Raw genomic sequence first — 23,785 nt, 5'->3', positions numbered from 1 at the left:
CGAACATCCCGGATTGCGCTTGCGCTCCACCCGGGCTACGCGGTTAAACTTTCATTTACCGGGGCGATGACCGGACCTTCATGAACGTTAATGTTAAACAGGCTTGACGGGCGCAAGGCGTAACCGTAGGACTTTTGAGACACGCATCAAGAAAGCTAAGGATTTGGTCGTAAATAACTTCCCTGTTTTATGGGGGGGTTCGGTAGCTCGATTGGCAGGTGTCGGCGGCAGGGAAAGCCGCCGTCAAGCCTACACGGACGTATTCACCCAGCACCTAAATTAGCCATTATATTAAACATAGCCAATGGACTAAGGAATTTAGGTGCTGGGTTCACGGCGTCCTGTCAAGCGAGTTACCGAACCCTCAACAAAGCTCATAGCTCCAGGAGGTTATTTATCACGAAATCCTAAGACGCATAAACACTGCTCATACAAAGAAAGCGGTTGAAAAACTTGAAAAACGAGTTCATCAACCGTTATAACTGCTTCAAATTCGGCTAACTATAATGGTATATTGCCATGTCGAAAACTATAAAAATCAAGTATACGAGGCTCAGCCTTTACCAGGAGTGCAATAAATGAATATTGAAGGCGTCGATAAATCCAAGCGCCAGTTTCTAACCTCGGCGCTGACCGTGGTCGGAGCTGTCGGTACCGGCTATATTGCGGTTCCCTTTCTCGCGCAAATGCAACCCAGCACAAAAGCCATGGCCGCAGGCGCGCCGGTCACCGTCGATATTAGTAAAATGGAACCGGGACAGCTAATCCGTGTTGCTTGGCGCGGCAAACCGGTTTGGCTGCTTAACCGCACGCCGGAAGTGCTGGAAACACTGAAAACATTAGACGACCAACTCAGAGACCCTCAGTCTTCAGAATCCATACAACCGGTGTACACCAAAAACCCTACTCGCGCATTGAAACCGGAAATTTTTGTTGCCGTCGGCTTATGCACGCATCTGGGCTGTTCGCCCACCTTCCGGCCCGAAATCGCACCGGCCGACCTGGGACCCGACTGGAAAGGCGGTTTTTTCTGCCCTTGCCACGGCTCTTGGTTCGATCTGGCCGGCCGGGTTTTTCGTGGCGTTCCGGCTCCGACCAACCTTGAAATTCCACCCTATCGCTATATTAGCGAAACACAGATCATTATTGGCGAAGACACCGTGGAGACAAGCGCATGAAAACGAACCGCTGGACTGATTGTGGCAACTGGATACTAGATCGTTTTCCGCTAACTAAGTTCTGGAACGAACATATGGCGCATTATTATGCGCCCAAGAATTTTAACTTTTGGTATTTTTTCGGCTCGCTCGCCTTGCTGGTGTTAGTCAATCAATTCGTCACCGGCATCTTGCTGACGATGAACTATAAACCGGACGCCAAATTAGCGTTCGATTCGGTCGAATACATCATGCGCGAAGTCAATTGGGGCTGGTTAATCCGCTACATGCACTCGACCGGTGCTTCGGCATTTTTCATCGTGATCTATCTGCATATGTTTAGGGGCTTACTATACGGCTCTTTTAAACAGCCTCGCGAACTGATCTGGATATTCGGCATGCTGCTGTTTGTCGCTTTGATGGCCGAAGCGTTCATGGGCTACTTGCTTCCTTGGGGGCAAATGTCTTATTGGGGAGCCCAGGTCATCATTTCGCTATTCAGCGCGATCCCTGTCGTCGGAGAAGAGCTCTCATTATGGATCAGGGGCGACTATGTCGTATCCGATGCAACATTGAACCGATTCTTTGCATTTCACGTCATCGCAGTACCTTTGGTTCTGGTATTGCTGGTATTACTGCATATCATCGCGTTACACGAAGTCGGCTCGAATAACCCGGACGGCGTCGACATCAAAAAAAATAAGGACGCCAACGGCATACCATTGGACGGCATTCCATTCCACCCTTACTACACTGTCAAGGACTTGGTCGGCTTCGCGGTCTTCATGTTCTTTTTTGCAGTCGTTATTTTTTATATGCCGGAGATGGGAGGATTCTTCCTCGAACACGCCAACTTCATACCTGCCGACCCATTGAAAACGCCGGAACACATCGCTCCGGTCTGGTATTTCACCCCCTTCTACGCGATTCTGCGCGCGGTTCCGGATAAGTTTGCCGGCGTCATTGCGATGGGCGGAGCCATTGTTGTGCTGTTTCTATTGCCATGGCTGGACCGCAGCGAAGTCAGATCCATCCGTTATCGCGGCGGCATCTATAAAAAAGCGCTTCTACTTTTCGTAATTAGCTTTATCGGTTTAGGCTATCTGGGCACTCAGCCTGCAACGCCCGGCGCTACCGCCGTCGCCCGCGTTTTGACGGCGATTTATTTCGGCTTTTTCCTATTGATGCCAATCTATACTCGCTGGGAAAAAACCAAGCCTGTACCGGACCGTCTAACCGAACAACCTAGCCTCGAGGATCGAATACCGGATCTTGTTGACACTTTCAATGAAGTCACGGTGAAAACCGAGGGCAAATCCGGCCTGTTCAGCAGAAAACTCAATTACCAAGGGTTATCCGCCGTTAGCATCCGTTTTTTAAAAAGAATTAAAGGCAGCTTGGATTAATAATTATGAAAAGACTACTCAATACCTTGATACTGTTGTCGCTGCCTTTCGGCGTTTTCGCCGGTGGCGGCGTCGAACTCCAGAGCGCGGATTTCGACCTCAGCGATAAAAGCTCCTTGCAGCGCGGCGCGAAACATTTTGTGACTTATTGTTTAGGGTGCCATTCTGCAAAACACATTCGATACCTCAGGATAGCGCTCGACTTCGATATCGAAAAAGATAAAGTGCTCAAAGATATCGCCCCCGAAGGCGCCAATATCTACGACAAAATGAATTCGGCGATGAACGCCCATGACGCCGAAAAATGGTTCGGTATCATGCCGCCCGACTTATCACTGATTTCACGGTCACGCGGACCGGATTGGCTTTACAGTTACTTGAAAGGCTTTTATTCCGACTCCTCCAAGCCTCTCGGCGTCAATAATGTCGTTTTTCCGGATGTTGGCATGCCGAACGTTTTATGGCAATTACAAGGCGAACAAAAACCGGTTTTCAAAAAAGACGGCGACCAACAAGTCATCGACAAACTGGTTACCGAAATTCCCGGACAACTTCCGGAAAAAGATTTTGATCGCATGATTAACGACCTAGTCAATTTCCTTGTTTACGTTGGAGAGCCTGGACAGCTCGAGCGGCGAAGCATGGGCAAATATGTTTTGTTTTTCATTTTCATGATTTTCATACTTGCCTATCTATTGAAACGCGAGTATTGGAAGGACATTCATTAATCCCCCCATTCGTAAAACAGGGACGTTTTACCCGTATTATACTCAATCGTAAATGAAAACTCGGCCTCGGGGTTGACCATCCATGGCGTGAATGTCGATTTTGCAGGAGCAAAATCGACCTAGTACCCCGAAACCTCCTCCCCGGTACTGCCGAAATTTGAAGTGCGAAAGGTATATTTATGAGCCATTCCTACCTTAATCGCTGGTTTCACATCGACCCTCGGCAAACATACTCCACTCCTTGAACACAGCGAATTTTCTTAAGCAGGGAAAAACTGCAAACGGATACAAGCAAATAAAATGTCGAATTTTTCATGATATAATTGCCATTTTAGACTCCGTGTATCCTAATGAGGTTATGATTCGTGGCACAACCAACTACTCGTAAATCCGCTATGACTCTTTTTTCATCTCCGACATGCGCGATGAGCCACGGCGCCCGATTGGTTCTTCATGAGAAAGCCATTGCGGCGGACATTGAATATTATGACATCAACCAACCGCCTGAGGACTTACTGGAGTTCAATCCAACAGGAACTTCGCCAACCTTGCTGGAACGCGGGCTAGTCCTGTACGATGCGCGCATAATCATGGAGTATTTGGATGAGCGGTTCCCGCACCCCCCTCTCCATCAAATGGACCCTGTTTCCAGGGCCAACGCCCGAATGATCATCAAACGTATCGATCAAGACTGGTACGAACTGATGAATGAAATCATTCATTCCGGCGAAAAAAAATCGGCTCGAGCCAAAAAACTGCTCAAGGAAAGCCTGCTTTCCGCGGCCCCGGTATTCGAAGCGCGTCCTTTTTTCATGAGCGACGAATTTTCATTAATCGATTGTGTGATGGCTCCGCTCTTATGGCGCCTACCTATTCTCGGCATTGAAACCGCAACGACCGGCGAAGGATTAAAAAACTACGCCAATCGCTTATTCCGCAGACCGGCTTTCGCACTCAGTTTAAGCAGCTCCGAAAAAGAAATGAACGAAATCCCGAAATGACATCTTTAAAACCCTATTTAATCCGTTCGATCTACGAATGGATCTTAGACAACGAACTTACGCCGCATCTATTAGTCGACGCCGAATACGAAGGCACGGTTTTGCCTGGTAATTTTGTCGAGGACGGTAGAATCGTACTCAACATTAATCCGCCGGCAATACAAGGACTTACTCTGGGAAATGAAGACATAGAGTTCAACGCCCGCTTCAGCGGCAAACCCATGCACATCCTCGTGCCTATGCCAGCAGTGATGGCCATTTACGCCAAGGAAAACGGCAAAGGGATGATTTTCGATCGTGAAGAAGACTCGGGCGATGATGAGCCGCCACCGGAAAAAAAACCGACTCGCCCGCAATTGCGCGTCGTTAAATAGAGCAACCACTCAATACTCAAAGTTTAACGGATAGCGATAAAAGTAGTCGAGATAGCCGGTCAACAACCATGAAGAACGTAACGTTCATGAAGGCCTGGCCATCACGCCGACAAATGAAAGTTCTCTGGCGGCGGATGGTGCGGTCACATAAGCGCCAACTTAGTGCCTATTCTATGGTGCGTTTATGGCTTTATTCGTCATATCGGTATGAGTTGTCGATAGGATGTGGTGCTACGCATTGCCATCCGTGGCCCTGGATTCCGCCAATCCCTGGCGGAATGACGAGTTCCTTCCTTAAGTTGGCGCTTATGGGGCGCGGTCACTCGCCCGACAGGTCGCCGTGAACCCAGCACCTAAATTCCATAGCCAATGGGCTATGGAATTTAGGTGCTGGATGAATACATCCCTGTAGGCTCGACGGCGGCGACTGATTGCCATGGATGGCATGAATGCAGATTTTGCAGGAGCAAAAATCTGCCCTGCCCCCAACGCCTGTCGGTCGAGCAACCGCACCCTCTTCGGAACCGGAATAGCCAGAACGGAGAGTTGTATATCGAAAAATTAGATAATGAGCCTAAATCTACGAACTTTCACAGTAAAGAACAAGACATCGCCTCCTTCATAGTATACCCTCGTAGATCAAAATTCGGCACCGGGGTGCTCGTCAAAGGACGCCGTGGATACGTCCCTGTAGGCTCTTTGCCAAGCCCCGGCTTGGGTAACAGCATATTTTAGTTTTTGCGACTATAACTGCCGTCTACTCGGAACTTGGCTTCGGCATGCTGAAGCATCTTGCTAATCAGATGAAAGGACGCGATGGGTATAGCAGATAAGAGAGCCTCTTAAACTGCTAATAATGCAAACATAGCCTAAGAAAAGCCCTCCACTCTCTTCCTTCTGAGCATCGCACAGAAAACTTAACCACCCACCAAATTCGTACTGTTATTTTTTATCTGGGGAATACAGCGTCGAAACTTTTCCCGAAGACTTTCCGGAGTCCGTCTGTGCAATGATCTTAGCCACCCCCCGTTTTTTGACTTGATCGATTCTGATAATTTCGTGCATCGGAATGAATGAACGATTGACACCCTCGAATTCCATTCTGAGCCTCTCCTCTGAAGGATCAATCACAATCGCGCTTTTTTCGCCGAACACAAAATCCTCAACCACAATAAAACCGTAAAGATCTCCTTGGTATACGTTTTTAGCATAAATCTCGTAAACTTGATCCTGGTTAACAAACACGACCTTATAAATAAGTTTTTCCGACATTGAATATACTTGCCTACATTAAAATAAACGTTTATGGTTTACCATTCTAACGCGAATCCGTAGATTTAAGATATTGCTGCATCCCTGGCGCCTCCTTAGAAACTGACGAAACTTAACCCAGCCTTAACATTGCGCGTCAATAGGTTATTGAATAATATGCAATAATTAATTTTATGGCACTACACTTGTTAAAGCTGGGTTAAAGTGCGAAAGGTATAAAAAAATAAATCGCTTATGGCCCACATTGTAAAAACCGACGCGTGAAGCTTAAACCCTTGCGAAAACCCACCACACAAAGCAGGTACCCCTATGGCTTATACAATATATTTATCCGGTGAAACGCATACCGATTGGCGCGACCAAATCATTCAGGGCATCGAAAACAACGATCTGGACATCGAGGTACTCGGGCCGATTACCGACCTTAACATCAGTGAAAACATCGGATCTGAAATCTTGGGTCCGGAAGAAAACAATTTCTGGCGCGATCATAAAAGCGCTAAGATCAACGCACTGCGCAATAATCATTATCTCGGTCAAGCCGACCTGGTCGTCGTCCGTTTCGGAGAAAAATACAAACAATGGGAAGCGGCATTCGATGCCGGCCTTGCGATAGGCATGGGCATTCCTATCGTCGTGATGCATGATCCCGAACTTACCCACGCCCTGAAAGAAATCGACGCGACCGCCCTTGCTGTCACACAAGATTCGCTGCAAGTGATCGAAATTCTCAAATACGTTACCCGGCAATGAGAGCGCTCGTTGGATTGCGCGCTTTACCCTGAATTCGGCAGTTTAGTAACTGTCTAAGAACTATCTCCCGATTTTATCGGATCCGTTACGCTAAACTTCGGTAAAAAATGATGAATCTTAGCGAATGCGACATCGATACCGTTTGTTGTTACTTAGCGCACCTTGCTCTCCCTCACCTAACGCTAGGTGAGGGACGATCCGGGGATCGCTCCCACAGAGCTCCCGACGCGTTGTGGGAGCGACGCCTTCGTCGCGATTTCAAGGCCGAGAGCGTCAAACGACAATAATTGATGTCGAGGACTTATTGGCTACTCCCTTTTGATTGAAAAACCGTCTAAGAATAAAAAGGCATGGGATATGTCTATCGAGGACCGCCGTGAACCCGTCCATGGGGGCTTGACGGCAGCGATCCCTGCTGCCGACATCCTCGCTAGCCACACCCCATACCTTCACAAAGTTAGCTAATTTTTGAGTATAAAGGGAGTAAGTAACTGTTTAAAAGCAGCTCCCCGATTTTATTGGGTGCGTTACGTTAAACTTCGGCAAGGATTTCGTGATAAATATAGTGTTCGCACATCAAATTTCGGCAGTAACTTAGGAGGCGCCGGGGTGCTCGGCAAAGGCTTTGCCAGCATGGAGCTGGCATAGAGCCTACAGGGAGGTATTCACGGCGTCCTTTGACGGGTGCCCCGGCGCCGAATTTTGATCTCCGATGGGTATATTTACGGCCAAATCCTAAGTAAATGATGGACAGTTACTTAACCATTGATTCAAGACGACTTGATCGCTTCGTCGCGCAACACATCAAATTCATTGAACGCACTATTCAGGGTGAGCCGTAAATTTATAATCGTCGCGAGCGTGGTGCTGGTAAAAATACAAATCATGATCGCGATTTGATATTTTACCGCCACCCAGGGCTCGCTGCCGCCGAGAATCTGTCCGGTCATCATGCCGGGCAAAGAAACCAATCCCATCGTCGCCATGCCGGCAATCGTCGGATTGATTGCAGCTTTTATCGCATCTCGAAAATATGGCCGAACTGCCTCCATGCGTGTTGCCCCTAGCATCAGAAAAGTCGCGTACTCGTTCTCGTTCTTGCGTAATGCCGAATAGAATCGTTCCAATGCGATCACGTTGCCTTGCAGACAGTTGCCTAGAATCATGCCGGCCAACGGGACAACATACCGAGCATCGTAAAAAAGCGTCGGTCGTATTACCCAAAACACCAAAAATGCAGACGAGAACAAAATACTGAAAGCAATGGCTATAAATGTGACCAAGGCAAAATAACGCACTTTAAGGCCTGCTCGACGTAAAATGCTGAAATCGGCGACCAAAAGCATCACCAGTATCCATAAGCCATTGAACCAAGGATTGTTGAGTTCGAACAGCCACTTCAGATAAAACCCGACCAAGGCCAACTGCACGCTCATCCGTAAAACGCTAATGCCGATATCCCGGCTAAGCAGCAAGCCAAGCATTCGCAGCAACAACCAAGGCAGTAAACAAAGGCCATAGAGCAGCGCCATTCGCGGCAGTTCGATATCAAGCGTTTCCATATGTTCTTTCCCGAACCAAGCGGCCCGCTTCCAGTTCTAAAATACGATCGCAGCGCGCCAACCACTCCGTATCGTGAGCGACTGAAAGCACCGTTAATTGAGGGTCGGAAAACACATCGAATACCGCTTGTTTGCTTTCCGCATCCAATGCGCTGGTAATCTCATCCAACAAATACAAGCTTTTACCTAATAGTAGTCCTCGCGCCAATGCAATCCGTTGTTTTTCGCCACCGGATATTCGGCTACATTTCCGCTTTAAAATATCGAGCGACAGATGCAAACGATTCAATACTTCAACCAGCCGAGCATCCGGAGGCCTTTGGTTCCGATGGGTTTTAAACTGAAAAGGCAACAACAAAGCTTCGCGTACGGTCTCGGCGCCAAGTATGGGTTCTTGGCCGATATAAGCCGTCGCACTTCGAATCGTATGGACCGATGCGGGAGTCAATTGCATTTGCTGAAAATAGACGCCGCCGGCGGCGACGGCATGAAGTCCGATAAAGGCTCTCAACACGCTACTCTTGCCGGAACCCGACTTACCGCATAAAACTGCTTTTTCGCCGGGGAACAGGGCAAAACTAATATTGGATAGGATGGTTTTTTCACGAACCGCTACCGATACTCGATCGAATCGAATGATTGGATTCATTGATTTAATGATTTAAAAGAACATAAGCCCGAACTCACTACTTGCCTTATTCACTATTCACTATTCACTGCTCACTGCTCACTGCTAACTATTCTCTACTCAATACTCAGTCAACCAATAAAATTGGCACGGCTGAATGACCAGTTGCTGGTCGAATTCAGTCGGACGCTTGCCGGTGTATAAATCGCTGATTTGTCCGTAAATGCCAAACCCTGCTGTATTAAATTTTTCCATCTTGATACGCTGCGCTTGCTCGCTGAAATTACAAATCACCAGCACTTGCTCCGAAGGCCGGTTATGATCGTAACGGATAAACGAAAAAATATGCGGGTTTTCGCAATCGATCAACTGCCGATTATTGAAGTCGGCAAAAGCCGTGGTTTCCTTGCGAATCGCGATCATTTTTTTCAATGCGCTAAATACGGCATGCTCGACCGTACCTTGTTTTTTACGTTGCTCGGCCCGTTCCCAATCGATCTTGGGCCGGTGAATCCAGCGGCTATCGTTGGCCTTATCGGGTTGATCGAGATAACTGTGATCATTGAAGGTCGCGATCTCATCGCCGTAATACAGAAGCGGAAGGCCGCCGAATGAAAATATCACGCTATGCATTAATATGATTTTGTTTAGCGCGATATCGATCGCATGCTCGTCATCGGACTGAATCGCCGTCTCAAGACCGGCCAGCGAAGCCAGCGACCCGGCAATCCGCGCATCGCCGGTTTTGTCGTTACGCATGAACGGCACGCCGCTCGCGATTGAGTCCTCATAAACCCCTGTATAGAAATCGACCAGAAAGCGACGATGCGCGACCGGATCATAACCGACATGCCGCACATCGTTATCATCGAATCCTAGGCCGATATCGTCATGGCAACGCACATAATTCAACCAAGTCGCTCGCTCCAATTTATCGGGCAGGCTTTTCAAGCCTTGATACAGTAATTTGCTATTGCGCGTCGCCAAGGCATCCCAAAGCAAGGCCATCAGCGTCGCGTTATAGGCGATTTCACACTCTTTCGCGATAATCGCGTCCTCGCCGAAATATTTAGTAATCTCGACCGGCGCGACAATCGCCTCGGCAATAAACAAGGATCCCGGCGCGGTTACTTGGCAACAGTCTTTCATCAACTGCAGCAACAGATGCGCTTCGCGTTCGTTTTGACAGGTCGTACCCATTTTCTTCCATAAAAAAGCCACGGCATCGAGCCGGATAATATCGGCGCCTTGATTGATCCAAAAGAGAATCACGTCGAGCATTTCGATGAATACCGAAGGGTTGCTGTAGTTGAGATCCCATTGATAATCGTTAAAGACCGTCATCACCCATTTCTGCAGGGTTTCGTCCCAGGTAAAATTACCCGGTGCGGTTTCCGGAAAAATTTCGGGCATGCTTTGTTCGAACATATCGGGAATTTCACGATTATCGAAGATGTAATAATAATCTTGATATTTTTGTTCTCCTGCCTTCGCCCGCTGAGCCCATTCATGCTCGTCCGAGGTATGATTCAACACAACGTCCAAAGTCAACAGAATATCGCGCTTTCTGAACTCGCTTGAAACCCGCTGTAAATCTTCTAGTTTGCCGACACGGCTATCGATCTGCCTGAAATTACTGACCGCATAACCGCCGTCGCTTTTGCCGGTAGGACACTCGAGAATCGGCATGATGTGCACCAAATTGACGCCGAGCTCTTGAAAATAAGAGGTATTATCCGCCACGCCGGCCAAGTCGTCGGCAAACCCTGCACTGTACAAAGCCATACCGACCCATTTTTGATTCAAAAACCAGTTGTGATCATTTTCCCGCGCGATATCGAGTCTTTCCAACTCTTCCGGCCGCTGAATATATTGCCGGGCCAAGGTTTCGACCAACTTGAGCATTTGCTCCTTGAAATCGTCGCGGCGGCCGTATAGATGATGAAACAGATTATGAATCGCATAAAAATTCGCGCCGAGACGCGTGTAAAAATGCCGTAAATCCTGCCTGCGGATTTCCGGCTTAAGATCATCTAAAATTTCATTTAATAAGGAATGCGAAATCTGTTCGTACATGGTTAGGATGTGGGAAAAATGTAAAATTTCGTAACCCGGTAGCGCTAAGGCTCGACCCGGTCACGACTAAAGAATGGATAGCTTAGTCTACTCCCTTTATACTCAAAAATTAGCTAACTTTATGAAGGTATGGGGTGTGGCTAGCGAGGATGTCGGCAGCAGGGAGCTGCCGCCAAGCCCCCATGGATGGGTTCACGGCGGTCCTCGATAGACACATCCCATACCTTTTATTCTTAGACGGTTTTTCGATCAAATGGGAGTAGATCCCAATCAGCTATGAACGTTTCATAAAATACAGGATCGCTGACCGTCGCACCTCTTTGGCCGACCATGGCCGAAGCAAATGCTTGCGCGCGCTCCATCGTGATTTGCAGCGGCCAATCGAGATTGAGCCCGAGTAGCATCACCGAAGCGAACGCATCGCCGGCACCGACCGTATCGATCACTTGGGCGATTTCGCCCGGCATAACCCGGCACGATTCACCGTGGCGATCGGTCGCAAACGCGCCTTGCTTGCCGCTCGTAACGATCAATCCTTGTAATCGGTAAAGCTCGACAAAGCGCCGCATATCGGACTTAAGATCGCCCGAAACCTGATAAAGCGCCGCCAACTCATGATGATTCAGCTTGACCCAATCGGCTTGACCGAGCCATTCAAGCACTTGGTCTTTTTGCCACCAAGGTTCGCGCAAATTGACATCCATGAATATACGCCCCTTGTGTCCGTCTTTAAGAACGTCCAAAGCCGCCCTTGAAACCGGCTGACGCAAGGACAGCGTGCCGTGATAAAGCAATCCGGGACGATCCGTATCTTGAAGCTCGTCTTCATCAATATAATCGTAGGCCTGTTCCGGTACGATCGTATAGGCGGGTTCGCCCTGCTCGATGACGATATCGACGACACCGGTAGGATGCCGGCTATCCCTTTGCAAACCCGACATATCCATGCCCCACTTATGCATCGCGGCAATGACCGAGTCTCCGGTCGCATCCTGACCGACACGACTGATGAAATGCGGTTCTTGCCGGAAGGCCTGCAAATGCCATGCGACATTGAACGGCGCGCCGCCGAGCACCCGGCTGCCGTCGGGAAAATGATCGAACAAAACCTCGCCGAAAATAGTGATCGGATTTTTATTCATCGCCAATAATCCAGTGTTTGATTTCGGGTAAATAATGCACAACGCCTTCTAAAATACCGGCACTGTAATTACCGTTCATTCCGAGAAAACCGCCTTCAGCCAAATACAAGGATTGCTCGGTCGATTGCTCCCGAGCCAATTGCAGCGCCTGCTTGCGTACCTCGCCGGTCGCATTGGCGACCAACACCGAGTTAATCGGGCTAGTCAGCACGGGTAGATCATTACCGCTATCGCCGGCGAAAACCGTGTTATCCAAACCAAAACCGAGCTGCTTCATTAAAAACTCGACCGCATGAAACTTAGTCGCGCAAGCCGGTAAAACATCCAGCAGCCCAGTATGCGTGGTTTCGTCGACACTGTAAATGAGCTCTGCTCGAATCGAATTCGACGCCAAGCGTTTTCTCATTTCAGTCAACAAAGGCTTCGGATCGATTGCTGCCGATACATAATAACTGAGCTTGAAACGATTCTGCTTCGCGTCTTCCTGTAGCGTCAATTCGGACAATTCACTGAACAAACGATGCATCTCGGCATGTTCGCGTCCGGCCCAATCCGGTTCGATTTCATGACTCCATTGCGGCCACTCTTGCCATTCATGATCGACGATTTGATAAATCGTAGTACCGACATCGCCGATCACATAATCCGGCAACGGCAAATCGTATTCGGCTATTGCTTGCTGCACTAAGGCCTGATGCCTGCCGGTCACATATGCCAGCGTGGCCCCGGGATGGCGCGCCAAGGCCTTGAAATAAACCCTCGCCATCGACGACTCCGGCTCATTGCCGTTCGGCAATAAGGTTCGATCAAGGTCGGTGCAAAGCAAAAGCCGGTCGGTCATAGTTCTGCTCTCAGTCGTTTAAAAATCATAATGTTCTATCGCCTCGATGATACCGAGCGCAAAAGGTTGCGCCGCAAAATAAATCCGCTCGGGCTCGCGTAAACCCGATAATTCCTCGCGATGCCGATTAGCGACGACAACCGCCAAGGTATTGCCCTGCATCATGTCTTCATCGGCGCCGGAGCCGCCGGCGACTAAAATACGCTCCAACGGCAGATTCCACTGCTGGGCAAAATAACGCAAGGCCAAACCTTTCGAAGCCCGCACCGGAACGATGTCGAAAAATTGCCCGAATGATAAATACACATTGACCGCCTGCTCCTCCTGACGTAACAACGTTTGAATCTCTTCTACCGTCGGCGCCTGCTCGGCATCGTAATGATAGGAAATCTTGAATCGGCTTTGCTCGCTTTTGGACTGTAAAGTCAAACCGGGCAATTCCCCGATAATGCGGCGTATGGCCTTGCTATTCCAGTGGTAATCGATATGTCTTGCCCAAGCGCTGTCCGGCGTCATTTGGGGCGAATAAACAATTTCGGTTCCCAAGCTGGTGATTAAAACATCCGGTACCGGCAGGCCGTTTCTCTTTAAAATTGTCATCGCCGAATCGAGTCTGCGGCCGGTCGCGACACCGAAAAAAACTTTTTTTCGATTCTCGGCCAAATAAGCGGCAAACGCTTTCAAACCTTCGGCGCTGCCCAATAAACTTTGATCGATATCGGAAAAAACGGCTCGATCGCGATAGCTCAAATCGCCTCGCACGCGCGCCACTTTCGGAAACTCCGGATGATGCTCCAATAATGGCTGTATCGTCTCAAGATACTTTTGTGCATGCGCATCCCAGGAATAGCGTTTCCGAACATTTTTAAGGCCTTTTTCGGAAAATTTTTCCCATTTTTTCGGACTGCTTAAAATGTCCAGCAACGCATTCGCTATCGCGCTGCTATCCAGCGGATCGACGAGAATACCGTTATGGCAAGCACCGATAATATCGACCGGGCCGCCGTTTTCGGTCGCGACCAGCGGCAATCCGCATGCTGCCGCCTCCAGTAAAGTTAAGCCGAACGGCTCGGTCAATGCCGGATTGACGAACACGCCTTTCGATTGCGCGGCCAAGCGGTAAATATCCGGAACATCCTCCTGTTTGTGGTGCTTAGGGATCGCAATATGGCCGTATAAGTCGTAGTAATCGACCAGTAATAGAATTTCGGTCAGCACCGCTTGCGCGCCTTCGTCCATTTCCCGGATATCGTCGCGATTGCCGGCTACGATCACTAAATTCGCTAATTTCTGTAATTCGGGAGACTCGCCGTAAGCATGAACTAGCGAGACTATGTTCTTGCGTTCGTCAGGACGCGACAACGCCAGAATCATCGGTTTTTTAGGATTATTCAAAAAAGGCTCCAGCGATTTGCCGAAGGCTATTTTTACCTTGTTTTCAGGAGGATGAAACTGCTCCAGATCGGTTCCCGGCGGAATCACGACCATGCGTTCCGGCTGATAATAGTCGTAGAGCTCGTATTGTTCGGCAATCTCGTTGCGAGTACTAGTCACGACCAATTCGGCATTGGCCAGCACGTCCTCTTCGGCGCTGATTCTTTTGGAAATATGATATCGCTGTTCGATCAAATCATTCGGTAAGCCCATTGCCAGCAAACGACCGAGCTTGTCTCTGCCCAGTGAATGCCCGGTATGCACCAATGGGATACCGGTCAAAAGCGACAGCCGCACGCCCACATAGCCGGCGTCGGCATAATGACTATGAATCACGTCCGGCATACGCGTCTGTTGCCGGAGCCACTCCAACAAATTGTCGGCGAAAATATCGAGATAATCCCAAAGCTCCTCTTTCTTGATATAGCCTTCGGGACCGGCCGGAATCCGGACGATTTGCGCGTTTTTATCCAGCGGCTCAAGCGCTTTGCGATAATCGGCACCAACCTCGGGATCGTCAATCAATCGCGTTGCTAAATCAACCCGACCTACCGAAGGTTGGTACGCTAACGCCCTCGCTAAATCCACGACATACTTGGTCTGACCTCCGGTATCGGCATCGCGTCCCAGTTCTAAATCTCGTCCGCGTATCAGGCCGTGAACACTGATTAAAAGAATATAATGCGAAACCTTCTTGCTCGTCATGATCGAACTCATTTCAGCTGGAGATAAATTGTATTCTCTCATTCACGAACAACTATCTCAAGTAACACTAACTTGCGGCATCCACCGGATCACCTTGAAACCTCAGCCCATTATCCTAGAAAAAGCATTTCACCATAACGGTTGTGAGGGCTTGGCATCGTCCCGGCCAATGAAAGTGCGAGGGTGGCTGAGGTTACGGTCACTCGCCCGACAAGACGCCCCGTCGCCGAATTTTAATCTACGATGAGCACAACCATTTTTTGAGCATGAAGGGAGCAGCGAAGCAAGTATAAACCTATGAAAATACTATGTTATTATCAAATACCATACTTATCTAAAGGCTTTTCTGTGCTACAATCCTAGACTCCTAAAAACAAACTAAAAGGTTTTATTATGCAATTAACTAAACTTTCAACTTTCTCGCTCCTATTTTTTGCTTTTTCCGTGAATGCCGATGTTCAGTTGACCCAAGCCGATCTGCTCGGCACCTGGCAAATCGATAAGGAATCGGTCGACCGCGAAGGCACCAAATCCAGAAGCTTGAATACTACCTGGACGTTCAGGGAAGACGGCACTATGGAAGGAAAGTCTCAAGAATCGGACGTTCACGCCCGGATCGATACACTTCGCGCAGTATTGAACTATTCGGTCGAAGACGGCAAATTGGTCAAACAAGCCGCGCCGGGCCGCTCTAGAATGGAAACTTGCACCGCGATTGAAAAAGAAAACGACAAAATGATTCTTAAATGCCCATCGAATTATTTTTTCATGACCAAAAAATAACACGCGGACAATCAAGACTGGTTCTCTACCTATCTCATCAAATTTCGGTTTTAGCGTATGGAGCTTCGGGGTGTTCAGTCGATTTTCGCTCCTGCAAAATCGACATTCACCCAGTTCCGAAATTAGACTGGTAAAGGGTATACATACGCGATACGCGCAATGATTTACTTTGTTAAATTTAAAACGATATCGGTTAAGAAAGTCATGCGGAACACTTTTCAAAAGAAAACAAACCATCCCACTCCTGGTCCAGTCGAAGCAGTGCATCGTTAAGAGAACAGGGCTTTATCAAATGATCGGGAGTCTCTTCGATCAAGCCCGCTTCGCTCAATTTGCGTATGCCATCACTCATCTCGAAATCAACTTCGACGCCATAGAGCTTCTGTAAATGATCTTCGATCAGCCTATCCAACTGATGCGCCGAACAACCCTGATGCTTTTTGTGCAATAAGAATCCATAAGCGAGTATCGCTTCTTTGCATTCCTCTTCCTCCGCCATTTCGATCAAATTGGACAAAACACCCAAATTGTTGTCGAGATTATGAAAATACAGGCTTTTGGCTAGCGCGGAAAGATAGCGGTTACGGCTTGACAACACTTTTCCGGCTTGCCGCCACATCAACCCCATGAAGCTGGCAACCGCCAACACGATTGCAGCCGGATGCGCGGCTCGCGCCAATTTCGACACGACAGTAAAAATTCCACCTATGACGCCTCCCCCACCACCGACTCCTATCTTAACCTTATCGAGCCGTCGCATTTCCACGCGGGTATTCGGAAACAACATTTCCAAATCGGCCCGTGGAATATCTTTGAACAACTTGAGATAGATAACCGAATTATCTCCCTCTTGAGACATTTGCATCTGAAATAGCTGACGCCATTTATCGAGCACAAAGGCTTTGGGATCAGAGAAAAACGAAGCACTAACCGCTTTTTTCTTGGTTGGCTTCAGTTTCAGAACCAAAAACAACCGGCGATAAATTGGAATTTCGATTGTTTCGGGCGTTAAAAAAAATGTCCGCCAAGAGCGTTTTTGCTCGGTCCGGCTAGCCCATCCCCGATAGTACAAATGTATTTCATCGAAATCGTCGAAATCGATGGATAAATCCAAACCGTAAGGCGAAGTTTCAGATAGTGCTTGATTTAGTTCTTCTTGACCAATTGGCCTGTAATTGGCCTTGGTGATGATGCCCTTGATCTCCTCGATCAAAGTGTTTTGCATGACTTGCAATGCCTCATTTGAATGCGTTTGCAACAACAATGTCGTACGATCGGGACTGAACGGTAAATAATTGTGTTTCAGACTTTGCAATTTGGTAAAAAAATGGGCGTGATAAAGCGCAAGAAAAATTTTACAAAACTGTTTGAACAGTCGCTTTTCTTCCTCCGGCAAATCCAACTCGGCCAACAATCCGGAGATTAAATCACTTATATCCACCGGAATGAAATGCTCTAGCATACTCTCTTGATCAAAGCTCATCTCGTTATACTCATCGTTGATGAAAATTCGGCCTCGGGCACTGCCGAAATTTGAAGTGCGAAAGGTATAAATCTGACAGAGCCCCCTGAATTTTTTCAGGGACTGTCATGAAGGAGTGGCTGCGAATACGACTGCCCCCCCCCCTGCCCGGACACTCGGCTTCGGCAAGTTGAAGCATCTTGCTAATCAGGATTAATGTTAGCAGATTGTATAGCGCTCGCTTCCGGCACTACTCTTTTTTGAACAAAAAAACTTCTAGTTTTTAAGAAATTCGAGCTGTGATTTGACGAGCATACCGACACAGCAGGGTCTGCCGCCCCACATGAAAAAGTGTTTGATTAACGATTCGCCGGAAATAACGCATATTCAGGACTTATTGGTCGTGTCCGGCTCTTTGGGCGGAACCGGGTCATAGCCGTGACCGCCCCATGGCTGACATCGACCAAGTCGTTTTAACGTCAGCCACAAGCCTTTAAATGGACCATGTCGAGTGATCGCTTCTATCGCATATTCGGAACAGGTAGGCTGATACCGGCACGAAGGCGGCAAAAGAGGAGAAATGACAAGCCGGTAAAAACGGACTATTCCAAGCAACAAAGATTGCAACCCTTTAGTCAACATCGTCAAATTCTCCAAAAATCAAACCAAATTACGCTTAAGCATAACCCAGCGCCAAACATACTTCTTTCTTACTGTGAAAGCTCGTAGATTAAGACTCATTATCTAATTTTTCGATAGATAATTTGAGCGCGTAGCCCGTATGCAGCGTAAGCGGAATACGGGGATTGCGTGGCCTCGAACGTCCCGGATTGCGCTTGCGCTCCATCCGGGCTACGCGGTTAAACTTTCATTTGCCGGGGCGATGGCTAGGCCTTCATGAACGTTACTGAAAAAGAGCACCCTCGATTTATTGATATTTGACAACGCTCCGCATGAGTAACTTTAGGGAATTTATTGTTTACCGTAACCTTAGCCTCAATTCAAACTTTGGCTGGCTAAATAATCTTCATAATTGCCGTTAAAATCGACGATGCCCTGCGGAGTCAATTCAATGACCCGAGTTGCCAACGAGGACACGAATTCGCGGTCATGGCTGACGAAAATCAGCGTTCCGGGGTAGTTTTCCAGCGCGGTATTCAACGATTCTATCGATTCCATATCTAAGTGATTGGTCGGTTCGTCCATGACCATGATATTGTTTTTTTGCAAAATCAATTTGCCGAACAGCATCCGGCCTTTTTCGCCGCCGGACAGCACTTTGACCGATTTGTGAATATCATCCTGCGAAAACAACAAGCGCCCTAAAGTACCGCGAATAGTTTGATCGTCATCGCCGGGCTGCCGCCATTGGCCCATCCATTCCGTCAACGTAATGTCTTCGGCAAAGTCGCCGGCATGGTCCTGCGCGTAATAGCCGACGCTGGAATTTTCGGACCACTTGATCACCCCGTCATCGGCAATCAAATCGCGCACCAGAGTACGGAGCAAGGTGGTTTTACCGATGCCGTTAGGACCGATTACAGCGACGCGTTCGCCGACCGAAACCATGAGCTTGAGATCTTTGAACAAGGGCTCGGCGCCGTAGCCTTTGCTCAAACCTTCCACTTCCAACGCCAAGCGATGCAGCTTTTTATCTTGATCGAAACGAATGAAGGGATTGACTCGACTAGAAGGCTTCACTTCGTCCAACTTAATTTTTTCCAATTGTCTGGCGCGTGAAGTCGCTTGCTTGGCTTTAGAGGCATTGGCCGAAAACCGGCTGACGAAGGTTTGTAATTCGGCAATTTGGGCTTTCTTTTTGGCATTGCCGGCCAGCAGACGCTCGCGCACTTCGGTGACCGCGGTCATGTATTCGTCGTAATTCCCCGGATAAATACGCAGTTCACCATAGTCTAAATCCGCCATGTGCGTACAAACGCTATTTAAAAAGTGGCGGTCATGCGAGATGATAATCATCGTCGAGTCGCGCTCGTTCAAGATATTTTCCAGCCAGCGAATCGTGTTGATATCGAGGTTGTTAGTCGGCTCATCCAACAGCAGAATGTCGGGATCGGCAAATAAGGCTTGCGCCAACAAGACGCGCAATTTCCAGCCGGGCGCAACGGCACTCATCAAGCCGGCATGCTGTTCCTGAGGAATATCCAAGCCTAGCAGCAATTCGCCTGCGCGAGATTCGGCGGTATACCCGTCCAGTTCCGCGAATTCCACTTCCAGCTCGGCAACTTGCATCCCCTCTTCTTCGCTCATTTCCGGCAGCGAATAAATGCGGTCGCGCTCCTGTTTAACGCGCCATAGCTCTTCATGACCCATGATGACGGTATCCAGCACCGTAAATGTCTCGAACGCAAATTGATCCTGCCGCAAATTACCCAAACGCTCATTCGGACCGATACTGACGTTACCGGCGGAAGGTTCCAATTCGCCGCTTAAAATTTTCATGAGAGTCGATTTACCGCAACCGTTAGCGCCGATCAGGCCGTAACGGTTACCCTCGCCGAATTTGACGGAAATATTTTCAAACAGGGGTTTTGCCCCAAATTGCATGGTGATATTAGCTGTTGAAATCAAGATTTTGTCCGGATATATAAGTGTGGTAAAAAACCGCCCATTTTAACCCGTTTAGCAGGGTAAAAGAGAGTTAATTAAAAACTACGCACATCCAATCGAAAAAATCGTCTAATGTTCAAAAGTGGTGGAGCAACATAAAACGCCACCTTTTTTATCCACCCTGCAGAAACTGTATTTCGGTTTGCATCTAACGACGCGGCGTCTGTATTTATAAAGGCTTGATTGGAATATCCCTCCTTGACACGCAGGGAAGGGGGGCGGGTTACTTGTTTATTACCCACCATTATGCTTGAATTTAACCCTACCCCTTTTTTCCGCTGTTCGGTTACGATTAAACGCCTTATCTCCGCTAAGCCGCAAGCAACTGTCGAAAATTCTCCCTACATTGACAGATGACCTTTCGAATCGGATCGATAGCTTCGGTTGGGACCGACATCAACGGTGCACGCACATGAATTGGAAAACCATCGATTCGATCCCCCATGGCGGCTTTAACCAAGGAAATTTCACAATAACCGCTAGCATCCCGGAAGCGATTCCAGACATCGAGACAGTGCTGCACCGATTGCGCCTTATTGCCGAACAATCGATAGTCCGATTGCATCGCGATTAACAACTCGGGCAACGGGTTCGCCGCACCCGTTACCGAGCCAGACAAGCCTTTTTGCAAGGCCTCGAAAACTCTATACTCTGACCCCAGTTATTTCAACAAACGGTTCAGATTTTGGTTCGCGTTTCTCACAAAATCTAACCTTATTCGTTAGGCGCTGACATGGCTGACCAGCGGAAACTGTTCGGGATGACGGATTGATTCAACGGCTAAGTCAATATCTAACTCGGGCCAGTACAGATGATTCGAAGAAGGAAGCTCGACATGCAAAATCTTTGCAATATTGGCATCTCGAAACCACGGGAATTCGGAAAATGGCAAGAAAAGTTCTTCATCTCCCAACAGCAGCCAGAAGCCGTATTTAGAGATATTGGTTACTTCAACAGGGGAAGTGCTTATGCCAAGCGCTGCGGATTTCACATTCATGCTCCTGTACAAGGCGAAGTGCTTCGTGGATTTCACGTCGAGAAAAACCGACAGATTGAGCAAGTTCAATTTTTGGATCAAGCCAATATTTGGCTTCGCCGTTTTGGCCTTGCACATGAACATGCATTCTCGGTTCTTCCCGCGAAAAAAAGAAAAATCGGAAACCGGCTTCGCGGAAAACTGTTGGACTCATAGACCAAATGATACACGTAACTTTTTCCTATGGGAACAGCGCTTAACGTTGCGCTCAGCCGCGGAAGGCCGCATCGCGGCCTGGAGTTGGCTGGAGCGCATTGTTAGCAGTCATTTCGCGCACCAAACGACTTCGCTTCCTTGTAGTTCCGCGAGCTTTACCGTACCCATGCCATAGTCGTAACAGAACTCATATTTGTGGGGCAACGAAGCCGAAACCGCGCTGAAGGCAGCCAAAACTGCCTTTGAGCGCTCTATCTTTTCTATCGCTTCACGGAGCGAACTGTTCTCGCTATGTATGAAGTCCGAGTAAGAGGCCACAACGAGGTGCCCCTCGTGCCGATGAAAAACGACGCCCTCGTAGACAAGGCTCTCTGTGCCATCGACAAACAGCTCTATTCCCAACTTCCGGCGCTGTGGTGTTGCATCGGTTATGTTCATGACTGTTAACGCTGCCAATCAGCCGACCCAAAAAGCGAAGCGCCACGTAGGAGGCGCGTCGCTTTTTGGGTCGGCTGGATTGGCCTTGTTATGCGATATTTATATCGGTGAATAGCCAAAAAGGTCATAATTACGCTTTCCTAAATCAGACTCTTTAAGGAATAAAAAATCGTAAAGTAATGTGGCTGCGCTATTAGAGTCACCATCCATTTTGCCGAGCGTAACCATCCGGCATACAGCACCTAATAAACGCTCAACCGTAATAACAAGTTGAAGTGCTATTATGCTCTTATATTCATTTTGCTTGTTATTTAATATCATTTCTATTGCTTGTTTTTGAGGAACAATTTTAGATTCAATTTCGTCCCAGCGATGAGAAAGCCATTTCCCGGTAGACTCCTCGTTTGCAATTCTATTCATATACACATATCGATCTTTTAATGCGAACTCACTTAAATGTGCTAGCAGTTCATTAAGCACAACATCATTTTCAAGAAAATCCTTATCTTCCTTAGATACTGGAACGGATGGTGGTTTAGCAACGCAAAGAGCCAATAACTTTCTTTTTAATTTGGATAGATCATGTCCGTATTTTCGCTTTAACTCTTCTTCCGTAGGAAATTGCTTACCGTCAGATAGAAGACGCATACCTATAATTATCTTGAACAATCTTTCAATGCCAGTAGAAAGTAATAGAAATATCAAAAATGAAGGCGTTTTTTGGTGTTCTATCTTTTGAATGATCGACAAGGCTGATTTAATGGTTTCAATCGACAACTCAAGTTCTTGAATAATGCTTATTTGCTGTAACGGATGTTTAGCCATATTGTGTTGCCGACCTATCTTTAACGCATAACTATAATTAGACATACTAAATGACGCAAAATATTGCGTCAAACAGCTGCCTAATTCGGTTTTTAAAATTAAAATCATAAAACTTTCAGTGAGTTGTAAAAAACAACCTTTCCTAATAAAAATACAAAAAACGTCATTGTCGGCTTCGGAAAATTCACCGACATTATTGGATCAAGTTCAGGCCAAGATTCGTTTGAAGCACTATAGCATCCGTACTGAACAAGCCTATAGGAGTGGATTAAACGCTATATTTTGCATTTTGGCAAACGCCATCCGCGTGACTTGGCCGCTAGCGAGGTAAAGCAGTTTTTATCTCGCTCCCAAGCAGGGGTTCTCTTCGTTATACAAAGTCGTAGATACCGTCTTGCTCTTTTATAATGTGACCTCGATGACATTTATTATTACCTAACGCTCCGGACTTCGAAATCGCGATCTGGGGATCGCTCCCACAGAGAAACCGAACCCTTGCGGGAACAACGTCTACGTTGTCCCTCACCTAACGGCGGGCAAGGAAACTCCGCTAGTGCTTTAACACCAAAAGCGTTTCCGTAAGGCTCGGCAATCTCGCGTTCTGGAATTGCTTTTTGCAAGACAGTTATATTTATACTTGCGTGTAACAGTGAGAGCCGGGGCTTGGGAGAGAAACGCCGATTCACATACAAGTTCAAGTTGCAAATGCACAAAAACCCATGAAGAATAGGGTTAGTTAATTGCCAGCTTTTTCAGGAGACTGTATGTCTGTACCTCATCCCAAATTAACCCGCCTCAGTGCCGAGGAGTACCTGGAGATGGAGCTAAGCAGTCCAATTAAACATGAATTCGTGGCCGGTGAAATTTTCGCGATGACCGGCACAAGCGATAGTCATAACATTATTTCCCTGAACCTTGCTTTTATATTGCGCGAGCACTTACGCGGCACACCCTGCCGAGTGTTCATGTCCGACCTGAAATTAAAAGTCGGCACAGCAGACGCCTTTTTGTATCCTGATCTGATGGTTACCTGCGAAACCGCCCCGAACAGTCATTTCCGGGAAAAACCGAAGCTGGTGATCGAGGTTTTGTCCGATTCCACGGCCAAATACGATAAAGAAGATAAGCGCCTGATGTACCAGTCAATCGAAAGCTTGCAGGAATACGTGCTGGTTGCGCAAAGCTTTATGGACGTGCGCGTGTTCCGCCGTGCCGCCAGTGGCTGGGAAATGTCAATTTACACAGACGGGGCGACGATCCCCTTACACTCGGTGGAGCAGGAGATTCCCATCGAGCGGATTTATGAATCGGCTTGGGATTGAGAAGAGTCGATAGCGACAAAAAGCCTCCAAACGTTCCGCAAAAGACCCATAAAAAA

At 47.9% G+C, this 23,785-nt stretch carries 22 protein-coding genes; 8 read left to right on the top strand and 14 right to left on the bottom strand.

Translation table 11 applies throughout. The features are described from left to right. Positions 1–578 precede the first annotated feature (578 nt). The 5 genes from petA to WJM45_RS03240 all read left to right on the top strand — a co-directional run bounded on the left by petA (position 579) and on the right by WJM45_RS03240 (position 4,666). A complete protein-coding gene (gene petA, locus WJM45_RS03260; protein ID WP_014147135.1) occupies positions 579–1,178 on the top strand; it encodes a ubiquinol-cytochrome c reductase iron-sulfur subunit in 600 nt (199 codons plus the stop codon). Then, a complete protein-coding gene (locus WJM45_RS03255) occupies positions 1,175–2,563 on the top strand; it encodes a cytochrome bc complex cytochrome b subunit (protein WP_341327558.1) in 1,389 nt (462 codons plus the stop codon). Before petA ends, WJM45_RS03255 begins: the two co-directional genes overlap by 4 nt. Positions 2,564–2,568: 5 nt before the next feature. Beyond that, positions 2,569–3,291: a cytochrome c1 gene (locus WJM45_RS03250; protein ID WP_341327557.1), complete on the top strand. Its 723-nt coding sequence runs from the start codon at positions 2,569–2,571 to the stop codon at positions 3,289–3,291. Between the two features lie 395 nt (positions 3,292–3,686). Then, complete coding sequence (locus WJM45_RS03245) at positions 3,687–4,292, top strand: glutathione S-transferase N-terminal domain-containing protein (protein WP_341327556.1); 606 nt, start codon at positions 3,687–3,689, stop codon at positions 4,290–4,292. Further along, positions 4,289–4,666: a ClpXP protease specificity-enhancing factor gene (locus tag WJM45_RS03240; protein WP_341327555.1), complete on the top strand. Its 378-nt coding sequence runs from the start codon at positions 4,289–4,291 to the stop codon at positions 4,664–4,666. The genes WJM45_RS03245 and WJM45_RS03240 overlap by 4 nt, the downstream gene beginning before the upstream one ends. Before the next feature lie 942 nt (positions 4,667–5,608). Here WJM45_RS03240 and WJM45_RS03235 read toward each other — a convergent pair. Next, the gene (locus WJM45_RS03235; RefSeq protein ID WP_341327554.1) at positions 5,609–5,938 is read right to left on the bottom strand and encodes a DUF1820 family protein; all 330 of its coding nucleotides are present in this window, start codon (positions 5,936–5,938) and stop codon (positions 5,609–5,611) included. Between the two features lie 309 nt (positions 5,939–6,247). Between WJM45_RS03235 and WJM45_RS03230 the strand changes: the two genes are divergently transcribed. After that, positions 6,248–6,691 (top strand): YtoQ family protein, encoded by a 444-nt coding sequence (locus WJM45_RS03230; protein ID WP_341327553.1) that lies wholly within the window; start codon positions 6,248–6,250, stop codon positions 6,689–6,691. A gap of 770 nt (positions 6,692–7,461) precedes the next feature. On the opposite strand, the gene fetB is transcribed toward WJM45_RS03230, so the two are convergent. From fetB to WJM45_RS03200, 6 genes are all read right to left on the bottom strand, one after another. After that, positions 7,462–8,253: an iron export ABC transporter permease subunit FetB gene (fetB, locus tag WJM45_RS03225; RefSeq protein ID WP_341327552.1), complete on the bottom strand. Its 792-nt coding sequence runs from the start codon at positions 8,251–8,253 to the stop codon at positions 7,462–7,464. After that, the gene (locus WJM45_RS03220; protein ID WP_341327551.1) at positions 8,240–8,902 is read right to left on the bottom strand and encodes an ATP-binding cassette domain-containing protein; all 663 of its coding nucleotides are present in this window, start codon (positions 8,900–8,902) and stop codon (positions 8,240–8,242) included. The genes fetB and WJM45_RS03220 overlap by 14 nt, the downstream gene beginning before the upstream one ends. A gap of 99 nt (positions 8,903–9,001) precedes the next feature. Beyond that, the gene (locus WJM45_RS03215) at positions 9,002–10,957 is read right to left on the bottom strand and encodes an amylosucrase (protein ID WP_341327550.1); all 1,956 of its coding nucleotides are present in this window, start codon (positions 10,955–10,957) and stop codon (positions 9,002–9,004) included. Between the two features lie 233 nt (positions 10,958–11,190). After that, entirely contained in the window at positions 11,191–12,099 is a 909-nt protein-coding gene (locus WJM45_RS03210; RefSeq protein ID WP_341327549.1) for a PfkB family carbohydrate kinase, read from the bottom strand. After that, positions 12,092–12,940: an HAD-IIB family hydrolase gene (locus tag WJM45_RS03205; protein WP_341327548.1), complete on the bottom strand. Its 849-nt coding sequence runs from the start codon at positions 12,938–12,940 to the stop codon at positions 12,092–12,094. Before WJM45_RS03205 ends, WJM45_RS03210 begins: the two co-directional genes overlap by 8 nt. Positions 12,941–12,958: 18 nt before the next feature. Then, complete coding sequence (locus tag WJM45_RS03200; RefSeq protein WP_341328906.1) at positions 12,959–15,091, bottom strand: HAD-IIB family hydrolase; 2,133 nt, start codon at positions 15,089–15,091, stop codon at positions 12,959–12,961. 381 nt (positions 15,092–15,472) lie between these two features. On the opposite strand from WJM45_RS03200, the gene WJM45_RS03195 reads away from it, so the two are divergent. Then, on the top strand, positions 15,473–15,862 hold the full coding sequence (locus WJM45_RS03195) for a hypothetical protein (protein WP_341327547.1): 390 nt from the start codon (positions 15,473–15,475) through the stop codon (positions 15,860–15,862). Between the two features lie 202 nt (positions 15,863–16,064). Here WJM45_RS03195 and WJM45_RS03190 read toward each other — a convergent pair whose 3' ends face one another. From WJM45_RS03190 to WJM45_RS03160, 7 genes are all read right to left on the bottom strand, one after another. Beyond that, complete coding sequence (locus WJM45_RS03190) at positions 16,065–17,345, bottom strand: DUF3754 domain-containing protein (protein WP_341327546.1); 1,281 nt, start codon at positions 17,343–17,345, stop codon at positions 16,065–16,067. A gap of 366 nt (positions 17,346–17,711) precedes the next feature. Then, the gene (yidD, locus tag WJM45_RS03185) at positions 17,712–17,966 is read right to left on the bottom strand and encodes a membrane protein insertion efficiency factor YidD (RefSeq protein ID WP_341327545.1); all 255 of its coding nucleotides are present in this window, start codon (positions 17,964–17,966) and stop codon (positions 17,712–17,714) included. 354 nt (positions 17,967–18,320) lie between these two features. Further along, complete coding sequence (locus WJM45_RS03180; protein WP_341327544.1) at positions 18,321–19,913, bottom strand: ABC-F family ATPase; 1,593 nt, start codon at positions 19,911–19,913, stop codon at positions 18,321–18,323. A 349-nt stretch (positions 19,914–20,262) separates the two neighbouring features. Further along, positions 20,263–20,538: a hypothetical protein gene (locus WJM45_RS03175; protein ID WP_341327543.1), complete on the bottom strand. Its 276-nt coding sequence runs from the start codon at positions 20,536–20,538 to the stop codon at positions 20,263–20,265. A 135-nt stretch (positions 20,539–20,673) separates the two neighbouring features. Then, positions 20,674–21,066, bottom strand: coding sequence for a DUF2442 domain-containing protein (locus WJM45_RS03170; protein ID WP_341327542.1), 393 nt, complete (start codon positions 21,064–21,066; stop codon positions 20,674–20,676). Positions 21,067–21,252: 186 nt separating this feature from the next. Next, the gene (locus WJM45_RS03165) at positions 21,253–21,582 is read right to left on the bottom strand and encodes a hypothetical protein (RefSeq protein ID WP_341327541.1); all 330 of its coding nucleotides are present in this window, start codon (positions 21,580–21,582) and stop codon (positions 21,253–21,255) included. 99 nt (positions 21,583–21,681) lie between these two features. Then, positions 21,682–22,515 (bottom strand): hypothetical protein, encoded by an 834-nt coding sequence (locus WJM45_RS03160; RefSeq protein ID WP_341327540.1) that lies wholly within the window; start codon positions 22,513–22,515, stop codon positions 21,682–21,684. A 656-nt stretch (positions 22,516–23,171) separates the two neighbouring features. Here WJM45_RS03160 and WJM45_RS03155 point away from each other — a divergent pair. Continuing rightward, on the top strand, positions 23,172–23,729 hold the full coding sequence (locus tag WJM45_RS03155) for a Uma2 family endonuclease (protein ID WP_341327539.1): 558 nt from the start codon (positions 23,172–23,174) through the stop codon (positions 23,727–23,729). Positions 23,730–23,785 lie beyond the last annotated feature (56 nt).

This window comes from Methylotuvimicrobium sp. KM2 (assembly GCF_038051925.1).
Taxonomy (GTDB): domain Bacteria; phylum Pseudomonadota; class Gammaproteobacteria; order Methylococcales; family Methylomonadaceae; genus Methylotuvimicrobium.
The sequence above is the reverse complement of the archived record's forward strand: the minus strand, read 5'-3'. Positions and strand labels throughout refer to the sequence as shown.